Consider the following 17,100-nt stretch of genomic DNA (forward strand, 5'->3'; position numbering starts at 1 on the left):
TAGCAATACATTGCCGCTATCTCCTGCGGCCCTTCGCGACCGACGCAGACCAGTTAAAATCGCTGACTTCACTGGCAGTCAGTGAGGACGGTTTCTTTTTTCGGACAGGTTTTTTGTTTTCCTTTTCTGCTTTTACTTTTTCTTTAAGCAATTTATCCGCCATCACCTGCTGACGCGCTTCAAGGTTAAGCGCTTTCTCTTTTTTGACGTCCGGTTCTTTACCCGTACGTTGGCGGTATTTTTCAATCAAATGATGAAGCACTTCATTGACGGCAAGTCGCTCTTCATCGCTGAACTGATCGATGGAAATCATTTTCTTGTCATTCATCGTCGCTTTCCTCGTCGTGGGATCATCGGCAGTGTACAACAAGCCGGATGAATAAAAGGCATTTGCTTGCCTCTTAACGCATTTTAACCGGGAACGTGAGTATCATTTCGTCTCAGGACAGCTAAAATAAGCGAAAATTAACAACGAGAATCTGGATAATGAAAATCCCCCTGCCTGACGATCATAAAGCATTTATCACCGCACTTCTGGACGAACCCGTTGACGTCATTGAGATGCACTCTCCCCACGCTGAACACATTGATCGCGCTTATACTGTCGCGCTACAGCAAAAAAATCATGAGGCTGAGGCAGACTGGAAACGGACGATCACGTTTCTGGCCCTGTTCGTTTTTCTCTATGCGGCGCTGGGTGCATCACTGACGCTGGACCTGAGTCCCGCCGGGGCGAGTCACAAAAGTATTGAATACGCGTTAGAAGCCGTGCCGGTGCTTATCGCCTTTTCCGGCTTTTTTATTTCTGTGCTTTACCTGTTTCTTGTGCGCGCGGGTTCACGTCAACGCCGTAACTGGCAACGAACACTTTTGATTCTGGAAAGGTATACCACTGGTCATGTATTTAAACTGACGCATCAGCAAGGCGCGGGTACCAGCAACTACTCGCTTTCATCCATCATGCTGGCGCTCGCGATGTTCATTTGCCTCACATGGTTAATCATCTATAACTACCTTACCTTCACTACCAGCGGTGTGTTTGGTAGCGTCATTTCACTGTTTATCAGTACGATGGTTTATGTCATTTTGGATATTCAGCTCCTGAAACCGTGGCAGTCAGAGGCTGAAAACGATCCCTCCGGTGTTGATGAAAATAAAGCCGATCGCTAACCTTCCATGGCCCGATATGCATCGGGCCAGCCTTTGCATCTGGCAGGCGAAACAGGCACATAGGTTAATGCTAGGGATAACTTAAAACGCTTAAAGTATGTTGTAACTATATTATGCCTCGTTGATGCTCAGCTTACGTTCAGGCTCGCCAGGGGCTGCTCACTCATCGTAAGCAGCCCCTGAAACATCGCTACAAGTGACAACGTCACCTGTGGTTTCCGCAGGACGTGATTTGGGTTGGTTGATGTCTGATTAGTGAAATCAGTCGAATGGAAATTCACGAGCCAGAACGCGGGCAATCACATTCAACGCGCCCTCGTCCGTATTACTCTCGGTTTTAAAACGCGCGACAGCCGAGACAGCCTCACCCGCATTGGCCATTGCAAAACTAAAGCAGGCCTGACGTAACATCTCGATATCATTCGCGCTGTCGCCGACAGCCACCACTTCACAATCGCTAATGCCCCATTTTTGCTGAAGCAAAGCGATACCGTGCGCTTTATGGCAACCCGCAATAATCAGGTCAATAAAGCCATAACCGCTGGAAACGGGATGCATGATGTGATCGATTTCGCCCAATTGGGTATGCAAACGCGTCATCAGGCTTTCAATCCCTTCGTGCGCCAGATTGAGCGAGAACTTAAAGACAGTGTCATCAATATCGTAAAGGTTGTCGCGCTTCTCGAGTCGGTAATAATGATTTTTTAGCATGCCGATCACGCTATCCGGCATGGACGCATGAACATAAGCACTTTTGCGGCCACAAACAACGACGCTGATATCCGGTTCTCTGGCCAGAATATCGAGTACGCTGTGTACCCTTTCTTTTGCCAGCTCGCCACAAAATATTACTTCATCGCCATGCGACACCCACGCACCGTTTTCTGCCACGAAGGCAATTTCATTTTTGATGTCAGGGAAATATCGCTGTAACTGGTAATACTGATTGCCGCTGGCGACCACAAAATGAATACCTTTTTCTTTGAGCAGAGCATACTGGCGTGAAAAGCGCTGGACATTGTACTGCTTGTTTTCATCAAGAAAGGTACCGTCCATATCCACTGCAATCATCCTTACTGCCATTTTACTCCCCCTTTGCTCCCGGCCTTAACAGGCTAACTGTGTGGTTAAGCTTACTCGCTGTAAGGATTATTGAAAGTTACAAACGCTGAATTTCCGCCTGTTATGGCAAATTGTGCCGTCGCGCCCAGATTGAAAGTTAAAGCTCTGTTAATAATGACCATCACCTTCGAATGAAGGTTACATAAATTTCATTCGAAATGACATCATCTGTTAAGAGGTTAATCTATGCGCGAAGGACTTCACTACACCCCACTTCCTGAGGACGTCTCTGCCTCTATCCGTAACTTTAAGCAGCGCGCACGTGAGCAGATCGGCGACGTTGAGCGCGTATTTCGGCAAGTCTGTCAGAAAACAGAAGAGGCCATTGCCGAAGCCAGGCTGGAAGAGGCTCAAACCGGGAGCGCCTGGCCCATCGTCACGGGCGAGGCGATAGCCTCAGGCACGGTTTCCCCGGAAACGCGGGCGCGTATCAAGCGGCGCGGCTGTGTCGTCGTCCGGCAGCATTTCCCTCGTGAGCAGGCACTGGCCTGGGATGCCGACATGTTGCGCTATCTGGATGAAAACCAGTTTGATGCACAGTACCGCGGGCCAGGAGACAATTTTTTCGGCAGTCTTGAGGCATCCCGTCCAGAAATTTACCCCATTTACTGGTCTCAGGCTCAAATGCAGGCCAGTCAACGCCCGGAAATGCATCAGGTACAGTCGTTTCTGAACCGGTTATGGACCTATGAATCGGAGGGGCAGCGATGGTTTGATCCTGACGTGAATATCCTCTATCCAGACCGTATCCGTCGACGGCTACCGGGCACCACCTCAAAGGGACTGGGTGCGCATACCGATTCAGGCGCGCTGGAACGGTGGCTGTTGCCTGCTTATCAACGCGTCTTTCACGCCGTTTTTAACGGGGATATTGATCGCTACGATCCCTGGAATGCCGCTCACCGCAGCGACGTCGATGAATACGATGTACCGGACACCACAAAATGTTCTGTCTTCCGCACTTTCCAGGGCTGGACCGCGCTGTCCGATATGATCCCGGGTCAGGGTTTACTTCACGTTGTGCCCGTCCCCATGGCAATGGCCTATCTTCTGTTACGTCCACTGCTCTCCGATGTGCCGGAAGATGAACTGTGCGGTGTCGCACCCGGCCGCGTCCTGCCTGTTAATGAAAAATGGCATCCCCATTTGATGAAGGGCTTATGCCCGGTACCGGCTATTACCGCCGGCGATTCCGTTTGGTGGCATTGTGACCTTATTCACGCGGTCGCGCCGGTCGAAAACCAACAAGGCTGGGGAAATGTGATGTATATTCCTGCTGCGCCGATGTGCGATAAAAACCGTGCGTATGCGCATCATGTGGCGCATGCGCTGAAGCAAGGCCATTCCCCTGCGGATTTCCCACCGGAGCATTACGAAGCTGACTGGAAGAATCGCTTTACCCTGGCCGACCTTAACCCACTCGGGAAACGCAGCCTGTGCCAGTCCTGATAAAAAAGAGTAAGCGGGTTAATGCCCGCTTTGGTTCAGTAGGATAAAGGGAGCCGGTATGAATACGCGCCAGGAAAAAATTATCGAACTGGTCAATGCGCGTGGCAGCATCACCGTCAGTGAACTGGCTCGCGTTGTCAGTGTGTCTGAGGTGACGATACGGCAGGATTTAACACAACTTGAACAGCAGCGCGTGTTACGTCGCGTTCACGGTGCAGCCATCGCCCTGGACAGTGATAATGTGAGCACACGGATGAACACACGTTTCAGCATCAAACAGGCTCTCGCCCGTTATGCCGCCGGACGCGTCAATGAGGGCGAATCAGTTTTTATCGAGGGCGGCAGTACGAATGCCTTACTGGCACTTGCGCTTGCCGGTCGAAAAAATCTGACGCTTATCACCGTCAGTCACTATATCGCTCATCTGCTGAAAGAAGCCGATTGTGAGGTCATTGTGCTGGGAGGCCGGTTACAAAAGAGCAGTGAATCGATGACCGGGCCACTGACGCGTTACTGCATTCAGCAGACCCACTTTCATAAAGCGTTTATTGGTGCTGATGGCTGGCACCCGGAAACCGGTTTTACCGGTCGCGACATGCTACGGTGTGACGTGGTGGACGCTGTACTGGCAAAAAACGCTGAGAGCTATGTCCTGACAGACAGCAGTAAATTCGGACAGCTTTATCCCTATCCTTTATCGCCCGGTTATGCGCCGCGTCATGTCATCACGGAACACGGGTTGCCCGCGGATACCGTGAACCGGCTTACAGAGCAAGGCACCGAGGTGATACTGGTGACGATCGCTTAAAGGTGGCTGTCGGTTTCAGGGTGCGACGCTGACAGAATCGCGCGACACCAGACTGGCGATAAAAGGCTTACGCTGCATTAACTCGCCGCCATCGAGCATGGCGACCAGCCGGTTGATAGTTTCATTGATCATGTCGGTAACCGGAAACTTCATGCTGGAGAGCGAGGGAATCACATACGGAGCCAGCGGGATGTCATCAAAACCTATCACCGAAACGCTGGCCGGTACGGCAATGTTGTTTTCCGTGAGTTGTTTAATGGCACCAATTGCCATTTCATCGTTGCTGGCTACGATAGCGCTGAAAGACTCGCCGCTGGCGAGCAGGGATTTGACCGCCAGCATGCCGCTTTGTGCGGTCCACTTACCCTGCACAATCAACTGGGGATTAGGCGCAATGCCCGCCGCGCTTAATGCAGCCTGATAACCGGAAAGTCGTTCCTGACTGGTAGGAGAATCCAGCGAGCCGGTGATAAACGCGATATCACGATGCCCCTGTTCAAGCAGATGATTGACAGCCAGCCGCCCTGCTGCCTGCTGGTCGCTGAATACACAAAAACTTTCATGAATGCGCAGGCGGCGATTGATTACCAGAATGGGTTGTTTGTGGTCGGAAATAATAGCATCCAGTTCATCAATACTCAGAAAGCGCGGATAGATGATGATGCCATCGCAGCGTAGATCGAGCAAAAACTGAATCGCCGCGCGCTCTTCAGCGGCAGTGTGCTTCCCGTCAGCCAGAATTAACTGACGATTCTGCTGCTCCATAATCCTGGCGGAATGCGACATTAACTCGCTGAAAATATTGCCGCTGTACAGTGTGTTAGTCACCACCAGCCCTATGGTTTGTGTACTTTTATTTGCCAGATTACGGGCCAGTAAATTGGGCCGATAGCCTGTTTCAGCGATAGCCTGCAAAACGTGTTCACGTTTCTCTTTGCCGACGTAACCGTTGCCCGACAACACCCGGGAAACCGTTGCTTTTGAGACACCGGCGCGTTTTGCCACTTCTGAAATCGTTGTCATATGAGGATCGCCAGAATTCTCAGCCTGAAAGCAGTCTACCTAAGTCTTTCATTATTTGAAATATTTACACGCCAGCCCACAGGGCGCGCCAGATCATTGACAGTGACCTTAATCACAGAAATAACACAGGGTGATTATTGGCGCTTGTGTCAGCCCCAAAACAGCTTCATGATTTTGTGAAACCGGTTTCCTATTTTGCCGTGCCGATCGTCAGTGGTCACGCAACGTTCCCCTGGCGAAAGACGTAAAACAATAAGGCAGCCGTCATGAGCGGAAACCAGAACGCACTTCCCTCTACCCTACGAGAGAAACATCATGTCAGGAAATTATGCCGGGATTTCACAGGCTATCGTTACCGCCTTAGGTGGCCTGAACAACATTAGCGCCATTACGCATTGTATGACGCGCCTGCGTTTTGTCGTGAAAGACGACGACAGTGTCGATCTGGCGGCCCTGAAGGCCGTCAACGGCATCATGGGCGTCGTGCATACCGATACACAATATCAGGTGATCATCGGGAATAATGTTGCCAAAGCCTATCAGGCCGTTCTGGCCCTCGGTCAACCGCAGGCTGAAAGCGCTTCGCCAGTTAAACGTCGTATCACGCTGAAAAGCATTGGTGCCGGTATTCTCGATGCGCTTGTCGGTACCATGTCTCCACTGATTCCGGCGATCATTGGCGGATCGATGGTCAAACTGCTGGCCATGATTCTGGATATGGCGGGCGTTTTTGACAAAGGCTCGTCCACGCTGACCATCCTGAACGTTATCGGGGATGGGGCATTCTTCTTTTTACCGGTCATGGTAGCGGCTTCTGCCGCACTGAAATTTAAAACCAATATGTCACTGGCGATTGCTATTGCCGGCGTCCTGGTGCACCCCACTTTCATCGATTTAATGGCCAAAGCAGCTCAAGGCCAGCATGTCGAGTTTGCTTCTGTTCCGGTGACGGCGGTGAAATATACCTATACAGTGATCCCCGCCCTCGTGATGACGTGGATTCTGTCCCATATCGAACGTGGCGTGGATCGAATTACGCCTGCCGTCACCAAAAACTTCCTCAAGCCCATGCTGATTGTGCTGATTGCGGCACCGATTGCGATTGTATTAATAGGTCCCATTGGCATCTGGATCGGCAGCGGTATCTCTGCGCTGGTCTACACCATTCACGGCTATCTGGGCTGGCTTTCCGTGGCCATCATGGGCGGGCTGTGGCCGCTACTGGTAATGACCGGCATGCACCGGGTTTTTACCCCTACCATCATCCAGACGATTGCAGAAACAGGTAAAGAAGGCATGGTGATGCCTTCAGAAATTGGGGCCAACTTATCACTTGGCGGTTCGTCGCTGGCCGTCGCCTTTAAAACGAAAAACCGCGAATTACGCCAAACGGCGCTTGCAGCCGCGGCCTCCGCTATTGTGGCCGGTATTTCTGAGCCTGCTCTTTACGGTGTCGCCGTGCGCCTGAAACGCCCATTAATCGCCAGCCTGATGAGTGGCTTTATCTGCGGTGCCGTTGCCGGAATCGGCGGGCTTGCCAGCCATTCAATGGCTTCGCCAGGATTATTTACCAGCGTGCAGTTTTTTGATCCGTCCAATCCCCTGTCGATTGTCTGGGTCGTGGCGGTAATGGTGCTTTCTGTCGTGCTGTCGTTCATTCTTACTCTCATTCTGGGGTTTGAAGATATCCCTGAAACGACCCAGCCGTCTGCGCCCTCGTCCGTCGTCACCGCAGAAAAAGCGAACGCGGTTAACGCCAGTTAATTAATGATTACAGTATTAAAGAGGATGTCATGTCTGAGTCAGTATTCCCGGAAGGATTTTTATGGGGCGGTGCCCTGTCCGCAAACCAGTCAGAGGGCGCTTTTCTTGAAGGCGGGAAAGGATTAACGACCGTTGACATGTTACCGCTTGGCCCGGCACGCATGCCGGTGAAACTGGGGCAGGAAAAACGCGTCACACTGCGCGATGATGAATTTTATCCCAGCCATACCGCTATCGACTTTTATCATCGCTATCGCGAAGATATTGCGCTGATGGCAGAAATGGGATTCACCGTCTTTCGCACCTCTATCGCCTGGAGCCGACTTTTCCCTCGAGGGGATGAATTAACGCCCAACGAGCAGGGGCTGGCGTTTTACCGTGATCTGTTTACCGAATGTCGTCGCTATGGCATTGAGCCATTGGTGACGCTGTGCCATTTTGACGTGCCGATGCATCTGGTAACGGAATATGGATCGTGGCGTCATCGTAAAATGATCGCGTTTTTCGCACGCTATGCACGAAGCTGTTTTGAGGCATTCGACGGCCTTGTGAAATACTGGCTTACCTTCAATGAAATTAACATCATGCTGCATAGTCCGTTTTCAGGCGCTGGGCTGGTGTTTGAACCGGGTGAAAATACCGAGCAGGTTAAATATCAGGCTGCCCATCATGAACTGGTTGCCAGTGCGCTGGTAACGAAAATTGCTCATGAGGTCAACCCGGCCAACCAGGTAGGCTGCATGCTGGCCGGCGGCAATTTTTATCCCTGGTCAAGTAAACCCGACGATGTCTGGGCGGCACTGCAAAAGGATCGTGAAAATCTGTTTTTTATCGATGTGCAGGCACGGGGCACCTACCCAGCGTATTCCGCGCGTCTGTTTCGAGAGAAAGGCATTGAGATCGTTATGGCGGAAGACGATGCGGAGATCCTTAAAAACACTGTCGATTTTGTTTCATTCAGTTATTACGCCTCTCGCTGCGCATCTGCTGATATGCATGACCAGAACAGCAGCGCAGCCAATGTCGTCAAATCGCTGACTAATCCGCACATCGCACGCAGTGAATGGGGTTGGGGCATTGATCCGCTTGGACTTCGCATCACCATGAATATGATGTACGACCGCTATCAGAAACCGCTGTTTTTAGTCGAGAACGGTCTGGGTGCACGTGACGAGTTAACACCAGAAGGCGAAATCATAGACGATTATCGTATCAGCTACCTGCGTGAGCATATTCGCGCCATGGCTGACGCGATTGGCGACGGTATTCCCGTACTGGGTTATACCACATGGGGCTGCATTGATTTGGTGGCGGCTTCAACCGGTGAAATGAGCAAGCGCTATGGTTTTGTCTATGTTGATCGGGACGACCACGGTAACGGGACGCTGGAAAGACGCCGGAAAAAATCGTTCTGGTGGTACAAGAAAGTCATCGCCAGCAATGGCCGCGATCTGGATTGAGTCGGTGTGCAGCCACGAGACGTGGCCAGACGCGACGGCGGTGAAGCATTTAAAGGGATAAGGCGACAGATAATACTGTCGCCTTCTGGTCCGGTTATTTTTGCAGCAGCCAGTGTTCAATCTCGCTGGCTGGCAGCGGTTTAGAAAAAAAGTAGCCCTGAATCTGGTCGCAACCATATTGCTTCAGCAGACTCAGCGTCGCTTCGGTTTCGACCCCTTCCGCCAGAACCGTATAATTCAGCTCCTTCAACATCTGAATAATGCTTCTGACAATCACTCTGGACGCCTGATCGTTGTCCATGCGGTTAATCAGAGACATATCAACTTTGATAACGTCTAAGGGAATTTCCTGTAAATAGCTGATGTTGCTGTAGCCTGTGCCAAAATCATCCAGAGAGATAACAAACCCCTCGGTTCTCAGCGCTTCCAGGCCGTTTATAGCAACATGGCTTTCTGTAATGAGTTCATTTTCAAGGCACTCCACGCCCATAAAGGACGTAGGCAAATCAGCAGCCTGCATTTTACTGGCCAAATCTGCCGCAAAGCCGGGGCGTGAAAAGTCACGTTCACTGACGTTAACTGAGACAGGAATTAACTGATATTCCTGTTTCCACGTTTTGAGTTGAACGATGACACGATCGATGACCCAGTCCGTCAGCACCGAGATCAGGTTTGTTTTTACAGCCAGGGGAACGAAATCGGCAGGGAACAGCTCGCCTCGTTCCGGGTGATGCCACCGGATCAACGCTTCCAGCCCCACGGTTTTGCCGGTTTTTAAACACACTTTGGGCTGATAAGCCAGATAAAGACCTTCGTCTTTTTTCAGCGCCTGTGCCAAATCATTCATGATGAGAAAATCATCCGTGCGGCGCGAATCATAAGCATGATCGAAGGTCATGGCACCGCAATTCTGATAAATGCATTCATGCAGTGCGCTTACCGCCTGACGAACGATTTCATTGGCATCTATCTCTCGGGAGACAAATTCTGTTTCACCTGCATAAACGTCGATATCGATCGTGATATTGTCCGCTAAATCCGCCTTCAAATTCTTGAGAACATCAATCGTGCTTTGTGCCGTGTACCCTTCAAGATAGGGCTGGATGAGGGCAAACCGACCCGGTGCGAATGAATAAAGCATATCATCGGACTCAAGTTCGAGGCGCGCACTGACCAGGCCGGCGATTTGCCGGAGCAGGTTTTCTACCGGCGCGATACCAAAGGTGCGCGAGAGTTCATAAGCATGCGGAATATCAATGCAGTCGATAAGAATAAGGCGGAAGCGTCGATCAGGATTGCTCACGGCCAGCTGCTGCATATCACGCAACAACCGCGGGCGATTAGGAAGATGCGTAATCAGGTCAGTAAAACTGGCCAGATTCCAGGCATCCAGAAATGAGGTGACCAGCCTCGCTAACGACTTTAAGGTTTCGAGTTGCGCATCGTTAAAGGTATGGGGTTGCGTATCTGTGACGCATAACGTGCCCAGAACCAACCCTTCAACATTACATAATGACACGCCCGCATAGAAGCGGATATGCGGCTCGCCTTCCACTAACGGATGGAAAGAGAACCGATTGTCTTGCAGTGTATCCTGAATGACCAGTTGGCCGTCGCCATCAATAACATGTCGACATAAGGAAACATCACGTGACGACGCCTTAAGATTAAAGTTGCGGGAAACTTTAATGTATTGATTTTTGTCGTCAATAATTGAGATAAAACTGCCCGAAATGCCGAGTGCCTGCGCGGCAAGCTGTACAAATTTTTCCAGCACCTCATCCCTGGTTACATCAGGTGACAAAAGTGCTTTAACCGCTTTAAGACGATTTTCTTCATTGCCACTTTGATTATCGTGCACAACAGCCTCCCCATGTGCGGGTGCAAAACGCAGAAAACAATTTAGCCTAATTTTAAATATTTAGCGCCACATTGACCGACAATTTATAGCAAACAAGAGGCCATGCGAGACTGTATAACATGCAAGAAAAGGTTTTAAGTCATTTTTAACCGTAAATGTCACAACGTTCTGCATTATGCCCGACACACAGGCGGCACTTTTGGTGAGGAGACGACATCGCTGTCAATGTTCAGGCACAATAATCGATCCGCTTACCCCATTAAGGGTATTGGTCCACGTTAAGCGGTTTTTTCTCCCGACGCTTTATCTTGCCACAGGCTGCCTCTCTCAGTAATGAATGCGCATTCAGTTATTACCTGTTGCGAGCCTGTAAGACTGCCGTTATGAAATATTACTTAAGCTTTTCTGTAAGAGATAAGAACTTAATAATGGCAAAACATCCTGACAGCACAGGCGTTAATTAAATGCAAAATGTAAAGTTATGGAAGCAAAGATTAACAAACACGGTCGGGGCTTCGTGATGGCGCGAGGAATACAGAACAGTTCAGGCATCTTAGTGTCTGCAAAAACGATAAATGTCAGCAGACTTCTGGCTGAAAGCGTAAGGAAATGGACGTTAGCCCGCTATCACCGGCTACGGTATGCTGAACAGCTTTTCTTTTCGCTTATTAAACGACGCCCTGACGGTAATGATGGGCTGACACGCTGATAATTGGTACACTTATTGCCTTGGCGGAACAATGCCAATGCTGAACTCGATTAACAGGTTAAACAACCCTGCCAGTTGGCGCCAGCAGGTCTGGGTTGCTCAGGAAAAGAAGTATGCTGACTGACGATCAACTGAATTACATTCTCAGCCACCCCGACGAATTTTCAGATCAGGTTGTGGCAATGGCGAAAGAGATACGGGTTTACCGTGCTGCGTTCGCACAGCCCTATGCGATCATTGAACCATTAGGTATGACGTTTATTGGCGATGAAAATGGCGCGATGGTGTGGCATCCGAAACACTACGAAGAAGGCGATACGCCGCTCTACCTCAGACCATCAATGGAAGAATAACCGTTGTGACGTATTCATACTTACACATCTGTAAATCCCCGTCCTGGCACGCCCCCGTTCACCTTCATTCATGTCAACGCTGCGAGACTCATGTTACACACTGATCCTCCCTTAGTCAGCCCTGCTCTTCACCCCGTAGCATCAACACTTCATCTATCCATGTTTAGTTTGATTCGAGACACTGCCTGGCGCTGCCATGATGCGTGTGGCGTGACCACACGCTCTGCAGAAAGATAAGCGATTCGGTCACTTTTCATCGTCAACGCATACCGATGCCGTCCATTGTGGTTGTTGGCATCTGTCCCGGCTCTGCACTTACTGAATCACTGATGTGATGCGACAAGCGCGTGATTTAAGCGAGACCCCATATCATCACAACACGCGATCACCGCTTTCAGCTGCCACCGGGCGAGTCAGAAAACGCGGGTTGACCGCATTTCTCTGGGCCCCATCGTTGCGGCTTCTGCGCCCATCAGTTTTTGTAAGTTGTTACTGGCAAAATAATGCAGGCAACTCAGGCAGGATGAGCGATAGTCAACGCAGGCACGCTGCTGGACAGGAGCGCTTTCCTGACATCTGCGTCCAGATTAGCGTCAGTGACAATATCCGTCAGCGCATCCAGATGAACCACATTGAAAAGAGACCAGGCACCGTATTTTGAACTGTCTGCCAGCAAAACACGTCGCCTCGCATTGATGATCAAATCGTGTTTCAGAGCCGCTTTTTCTTCCGTGGGCGATGTCACGCCTTTCGTCATATCCCATCCATTACCACTCAGGAAAGCAATGTCAGGATTGATATTGTTCAGCATCTTCCGACCGTGATCGCCAATGCAGGACTGGCTGCTTTCATCGATTCGCCCACCAATGATGGTTACTTCAATCTGCTTAAACTCGGAGAGGAACAGTGCAATATGTAAGTCATTGGTGATCACACGTAGCGGCATATGGGTAATTTGCCGGGCCAGCTCAAACATCGTCGTCCCTGCATCAAGGATTACTGCATCGCCTGCTTTGATGAAGGTGGCTGCAACGCGCGCAATAGCATGTTTTTCAGGCTGATTCCGTGACGATTTTTCCAGCGTGGTGGGCTGCGATGGAATAAAGCGGTTAAGCGTTACGCCCCCGTGCGTGCGGCTGACCACTCCTTCCTGATCGAGTTTAATCAGATCACGCCTGATAGTGGCAGGAGAAGCGCCTGTGACCGAAACAAGCTGTTCAACCGTTACCAGATTATTTCCTTTCAGGTAATTCATTATCGATTCTAAGCGACTGTTTTCTTTCATCTTCACATTGACCAGGGCGTTTTCTTTTTTTGGATCATGCAGATATGATCGCAAAGTGCGATTTTTCTGTCCAGGTAATACTGAGAAGGTGATTAACTCAGCTCACGGGTGAGTAAATACCTTTGGATTCCTCACTGCACGACTGAAATGATGGTGATCCGCTTTCCTGCGCCATGCATACTCTCATCGCGAAAGCATTCTGTTCAGCATGACTTCTCAGCGAGCGACGGCGTATTAATGCTCTTAGATGAATATAAGGTTTCGTCCCACTTCGTCTGAAACGAGGACGGTAAAAATTTGATGTGAAAGGCGAGATGACTGATTCAGGCGTGAAGTCGGGACAGGTTGAATGCGGTATCTGGAGCACTGCTGACGCAATCAAAACGGCAGCGGTCCCTGCTGCGAGTGATACGATGTCTTTATCGTGACATATAATATTAACCGGACCTTACATCGCGCTTCGATATTCCGGCCAGGCCACCGCGTCTGAATGAAGCGCACCTGAAGGAGCAAATAAACTGCCCTGGAAATTAATCACGCCCGCTGCTTCCAGCCACATCCACTCCTCCGCTTTCACGATGCCGGCAGCAATGACCGTAATCTCTAAGGCAGAGCAACATTTTATAATGGCCTGAACCACGGCTTGTTTCGGACCACTGCGGTGAACATCGGAAGTGATACTTGAGTCAATGCGAATCCGGTCGGGCTGAATATGTGTCAATAACGAGAGCCCGGCGGAACCGGCACCAAAATTATCGACGGACAGACTGATGCCCGCAGCCTTAAGCTCCCTGACGGCAACCGAAAAAGCTTCCACGCGTGAAATAACTTCCGTTTCGCTGACACCAATGACCACCTGCTCAGGGACCAGTCCTGCAGCATTTATGGCCGCAACAATGGTCTGAACCGCATCAGGTACGACAACCAGCGTCATAGGCAGCAGACTGACATACAGCGTCATCTCGTCCGGGCAGGCCCGCCCGGCCATCCTGAACGCTGTAATCACCGCGTCAAGATCGGCATCATGTAACTGCTTTGACGAATCGCGCTGTTCAGTACGACGAAGCCGTGCGTCCGCTATCGCCTCAATCGCCGTCACTTGACGGGCAAGCGGATCGACGACGGGACGGAAAGTAATACCCGATACCGAAGGCGTCACCTTGCTGGCAGTGGTGCTTTCCGGAATGAATTCCCAGTATTCGGAGGGCAATACCTCGAAGTAATTCTCTTTCTCACGCGCCTCTACAAAGGTACGCAGGAACTGCAACGCGCGGTCAGCATAAGTTAACTGGTACTTCGACGTGCCTTTATCCAGCACCGCCTGAAGCACAGTGGAACGATCATGCTCACGTAAATCAAACAATTCCATGCCGGCATTACCGAACCGACGCGAGGGCGCATAATCACGCATCAACTCGACCAGGTTATGGTGACGTCGATCAGCACAAATGCGCTGATAAATGGCAAGCACGCCCTCTTCCGGGCCTTCCAGTAACTGGAAAAAGTGCGTGCCATTGAACAACAGAATACCGGTCACATCATGAGACGCATTCAGTATGCTGGCATCATCCACCATTCCGGGTAGCGTCTTAACAGGAACGTCATCCGAGATATGGCTGCGATAAATTATTGTGGTCAGCAAAGGGCATCTCCAACATCAACGTGATTGTAGTCGTCAGCTTATCAGTTATTCCTTTAACATGCAGGTCTCGGTGGCGGACTGACGCAATAATTTACATTAAATTGCATCAGGGATGAACGGTGATGGCGCGCGAGACAAAATAACACAAGGTAAATCCGGAACAACTTCTCATTAATTATCGTTACTTTTTCAGCGGGGAACGATTGCTGCCCTGACCTCTTTTAAAAGAGATATTTTCTTAACTGCGAATGAGTGCGCTTTTATTTATTTTTAACTCTATGTTTTAAAAGGTTTTAACCCACCTGCCGATGACTCGCGCTTCTGGGTTTGCAGATTTATCCACCTGAAGCCGGCCCGACATGCCGCACGGAGCACGTCGGGAAATGTATCGCAGCCAGAAATTTGCCTTATAAAAAAGCGTAAGCGAAAATAAAATCTTCGTTCGAGGCTCCAGGGTTTCTGTTCTTTCCTCACCTGCCGTATTAATCAATACGCATTAACTCAAAAAATAAACGGCCTTCATCCGGGACGTAAACGGTTATTCCATGACGGTTTAATATCGCAACGCATTAATTGCTTTCGCCTTTTATAGTGATTGGCTTTTATTTTTTAAAATCAACGTACAATTATTTTTTGCAATATCATTCAGCATATGGGCAGGAGCGGCAATGGCTCAGGAACCTGGCGACAAGGAATATCACCGCACCAGAACAACACAGTCACTGCGCTTCTCAGACAGAGGCCGGGATGAGGTGCTGAAAAAGTTTTTACGTCTGGCCTGTCAGTTAGTTGGTATTAATGGAAGTTATATCGCTGTCTTAAATGACGATAAGCATAGTGTGCGTGCCAATTACAATATTGAGCTGAGTGACACGACGCGCGAACAGGCCTTATGCCGGCATGTTGTCGAAAGTGATGCGACGGTCATTGCACCTGATACCCGACTTGATCCGCGTTATGCCCATCACCCTTTGATTGTCCATGCCCCTTATATTCGCTTTTATGTCGGTACGCCGCTGAAAAACGCTCATGGACAGATACTGGGAACGCTATGCCTGACGGATACGGTGCCACGGACTTTTAGCCACCAGCAGAAACAGATCATAGAGTCACTGGCTGGATTGGTTGTTGCCTTTCTTGAAGCCTGGCATTCGGCGGCCTTTATCGAACCTGTTACCGGCATGGCCAATCGGGAACGTCTCTTTCGCGACATTCTGCATCTTGCCACGCTGAATGACACGGCACTGCGCCGTCTGGTGCTTATCGACTGTATTGATATGTCACGCGCCTACGACCTGTCCCGGTCACTGGGCATGGCGTCGCTGGAGTCCTTGCTTAAGGATGTCGCCACCCTGTTAAGGTTACGTCTTCGGCCTGCCAGTGGTGAGTCGATTTACACGATCGCGACTGGCCGTTTTGCGATTTTGACCCGTGCAGAAAGCCACGTTAGCGCAAAATGGGTTGAGGAACGGTTAAACGGAATTCATGCCGATATGGGCGACGGCCTCACTATGGCGTTGGCGACCTGTACCGCGCAGATCGACTTTATCGCCGGCCAGACCTTCCCCCAGGACGCTCTCAGACGGGCAGTCAATGCGCTGGAACGCGTGAGCGGTCCGTCCGTTCGTCTGTGTGATGCTGTTAGTGATGGAATTAAAGACGCGAGTTCCCCCGCTGATTTCACCTTAATGCGTGATCTTGCAGACGCGCTGCGGCGCAACCAGGGACTGTATCTGGTATTCCAGCCCAACGTTTGCTTGCTCAGTGGTAAACCGGTTAGCCTCGAAGCGCAGATCCGTTGGCATCATCCCCAACGTGGAGAGCTGGCAGCCGATAACTTTACTTCACTGGCCGTTGGGACTGAGCTGGGCACAACACTCACGACCTGGCTGATTGACAGCACCATTGCCCGGCTTAAACGTCTACGTAATCATCCTATTCAGTTACCTGTCACAATCAGTATTCATGAGCGGGATGTGACAGATCGGGCGTTTGCAGAAAAGCTGGCGGAAAAAATGCTTAAGGCAACCTTACCTGTGTCAATGCTGGTCATCAAAATCGTTCAAAAAGAGCATATCATTGACAGCCCCTCAGCCATGCTGGGCCTGGAAATGCTAAGACGTATGGGATTCACAATGACATGGGAATATATCGCGAAAGGCTATCGCAAAATACGCTATCTGCGCGGGATGCCGCCTGATGTTATAAAACTGGATAAAACACTGGCCAACCAAATTCATGCAAATATTACTTCCCGACTTATCGCACACAGTATTTTTACGACGCTCAAAGAGCTCAACCTCCTTGTTTTAGCCCACAGCGATCGTCCCGCCTCTGTGGTCACCTCAGATAACAGTGAGGCTACCTATGAATATTTCAACATTAAACCTATGACAGAAACGGAACTCGATCCCTGGCTGAAATGGAAGTTACCGGGATAAGCGTTTTCTCCCC

At 50.3% G+C, this 17,100-nt stretch carries 13 protein-coding genes; 7 read left to right on the plus strand and 6 right to left on the minus strand.

What is annotated here, in order from left to right; genetic code table 11:
* Positions 1-16 precede the first annotated feature (16 nt).
* A complete protein-coding gene (locus tag G5574_RS22025; protein ID WP_039339500.1) occupies positions 17-328 on the minus strand; it encodes a hypothetical protein in 312 nt (103 codons plus the stop codon).
* A 158-nt stretch (positions 329-486) separates the two neighbouring features.
* Between G5574_RS22025 and G5574_RS22030 the strand changes: the two genes are divergently transcribed.
* Positions 487-1,170, plus strand: coding sequence for a RipA family octameric membrane protein (locus tag G5574_RS22030; protein WP_006121996.1), 684 nt, complete (start codon positions 487-489; stop codon positions 1,168-1,170).
* Between the two features lie 261 nt (positions 1,171-1,431).
* Here G5574_RS22030 and G5574_RS22035 read toward each other — a convergent pair whose 3' ends face one another.
* Positions 1,432-2,253 (minus strand): Cof-type HAD-IIB family hydrolase, encoded by an 822-nt coding sequence (locus tag G5574_RS22035; protein WP_164483309.1) that lies wholly within the window; start codon positions 2,251-2,253, stop codon positions 1,432-1,434.
* 225 nt (positions 2,254-2,478) lie between these two features.
* On the opposite strand from G5574_RS22035, the gene G5574_RS22040 reads away from it, so the two are divergent.
* Together G5574_RS22040 and G5574_RS22045 are read left to right on the plus strand one after the other, a co-directional pair.
* The gene (locus G5574_RS22040; protein WP_164483310.1) at positions 2,479-3,741 is read left to right on the plus strand and encodes a DUF1479 domain-containing protein; all 1,263 of its coding nucleotides are present in this window, start codon (positions 2,479-2,481) and stop codon (positions 3,739-3,741) included.
* Positions 3,742-3,799: 58 nt separating this feature from the next.
* Complete coding sequence (locus tag G5574_RS22045) at positions 3,800-4,549, plus strand: DeoR/GlpR family DNA-binding transcription regulator (RefSeq protein WP_164483311.1); 750 nt, start codon at positions 3,800-3,802, stop codon at positions 4,547-4,549.
* A 15-nt stretch (positions 4,550-4,564) separates the two neighbouring features.
* On the opposite strand, the gene G5574_RS22050 is transcribed toward G5574_RS22045, so the two are convergent.
* Positions 4,565-5,572, minus strand: coding sequence for a LacI family DNA-binding transcriptional regulator (locus G5574_RS22050; protein WP_164483312.1), 1,008 nt, complete (start codon positions 5,570-5,572; stop codon positions 4,565-4,567).
* Between the two features lie 315 nt (positions 5,573-5,887).
* Between G5574_RS22050 and ascF the strand changes: the two genes are divergently transcribed.
* Positions 5,888-7,336 (plus strand): PTS cellobiose/arbutin/salicin transporter subunit IIBC, encoded by a 1,449-nt coding sequence (ascF, locus tag G5574_RS22055; protein ID WP_110268504.1) that lies wholly within the window; start codon positions 5,888-5,890, stop codon positions 7,334-7,336.
* A 29-nt stretch (positions 7,337-7,365) separates the two neighbouring features.
* Positions 7,366-8,796: a 6-phospho-beta-glucosidase gene (locus G5574_RS22060; protein WP_164483313.1), complete on the plus strand. Its 1,431-nt coding sequence runs from the start codon at positions 7,366-7,368 to the stop codon at positions 8,794-8,796.
* A 94-nt stretch (positions 8,797-8,890) separates the two neighbouring features.
* Here the strand turns inward: G5574_RS22060 and G5574_RS22065 are convergent, their stop codons facing one another.
* Positions 8,891-10,657, minus strand: a complete 1,767-nt coding sequence (locus G5574_RS22065; RefSeq protein WP_058702513.1) for a sensor domain-containing phosphodiesterase — start codon at positions 10,655-10,657, stop codon at positions 8,891-8,893.
* An 822-nt stretch (positions 10,658-11,479) separates the two neighbouring features.
* Here G5574_RS22065 and G5574_RS22070 point away from each other — a divergent pair.
* Entirely contained in the window at positions 11,480-11,719 is a 240-nt protein-coding gene (locus tag G5574_RS22070) for a hypothetical protein (protein WP_006122003.1), read from the plus strand.
* A gap of 514 nt (positions 11,720-12,233) precedes the next feature.
* Here G5574_RS22070 and G5574_RS22075 read toward each other — a convergent pair.
* Both G5574_RS22075 and G5574_RS22080 read right to left on the minus strand, forming a co-directional pair.
* Positions 12,234-13,004, minus strand: coding sequence for a DeoR/GlpR family DNA-binding transcription regulator (locus G5574_RS22075; protein ID WP_033742616.1), 771 nt, complete (start codon positions 13,002-13,004; stop codon positions 12,234-12,236).
* A gap of 448 nt (positions 13,005-13,452) precedes the next feature.
* A complete protein-coding gene (locus G5574_RS22080; RefSeq protein ID WP_054634040.1) occupies positions 13,453-14,646 on the minus strand; it encodes a diguanylate phosphodiesterase in 1,194 nt (397 codons plus the stop codon).
* Between the two features lie 668 nt (positions 14,647-15,314).
* On the opposite strand from G5574_RS22080, the gene G5574_RS22085 reads away from it, so the two are divergent.
* Positions 15,315-17,087 carry an EAL domain-containing protein gene (locus G5574_RS22085; protein WP_164483314.1) on the plus strand — a complete coding sequence of 591 codons (1,773 nt, stop codon included), beginning with the start codon at positions 15,315-15,317 and terminating at the stop codon, positions 17,085-17,087.
* The last annotated feature ends 13 nt before the right edge of the window (positions 17,088-17,100 follow it).

The organism is Pantoea stewartii, assembly GCF_011044475.1.
Lineage (GTDB): Bacteria > Pseudomonadota > Gammaproteobacteria > Enterobacterales > Enterobacteriaceae > Pantoea > Pantoea stewartii.

Excerpts from the sequence above, each read along its gene's own strand:
- ascF (WP_110268504.1), top strand. The coding sequence starts at position 5,888 with ATGTCAGGAAATTATGCCGGGATTTCACAGGCTATCGTTACCGCCTTA.
- G5574_RS22070 (WP_006122003.1), top strand. The coding sequence starts at position 11,480 with ATGCTGACTGACGATCAACTGAATTACATTCTCAGCCACCCCGACGAA.
- G5574_RS22030 (WP_006121996.1), top strand. The coding sequence starts at position 487 with ATGAAAATCCCCCTGCCTGACGATCATAAAGCATTTATCACCGCACTT.
- G5574_RS22040 (WP_164483310.1), top strand. The coding sequence starts at position 2,479 with ATGCGCGAAGGACTTCACTACACCCCACTTCCTGAGGACGTCTCTGCC.
- G5574_RS22035 (WP_164483309.1), bottom strand. The coding sequence starts at position 2,253 with ATGGCAGTAAGGATGATTGCAGTGGATATGGACGGTACCTTTCTTGAT.
- G5574_RS22060 (WP_164483313.1), top strand. The coding sequence starts at position 7,366 with ATGTCTGAGTCAGTATTCCCGGAAGGATTTTTATGGGGCGGTGCCCTG.
- G5574_RS22050 (WP_164483312.1), bottom strand. The coding sequence starts at position 5,572 with ATGACAACGATTTCAGAAGTGGCAAAACGCGCCGGTGTCTCAAAAGCA.
- G5574_RS22045 (WP_164483311.1), top strand. The coding sequence starts at position 3,800 with ATGAATACGCGCCAGGAAAAAATTATCGAACTGGTCAATGCGCGTGGC.
- G5574_RS22085 (WP_164483314.1), top strand. The coding sequence starts at position 15,315 with ATGGCTCAGGAACCTGGCGACAAGGAATATCACCGCACCAGAACAACA.
- G5574_RS22025 (WP_039339500.1), bottom strand. The coding sequence starts at position 328 with ATGAATGACAAGAAAATGATTTCCATCGATCAGTTCAGCGATGAAGAG.
- G5574_RS22075 (WP_033742616.1), bottom strand. The coding sequence starts at position 13,004 with ATGAAAGAAAACAGTCGCTTAGAATCGATAATGAATTACCTGAAAGGA.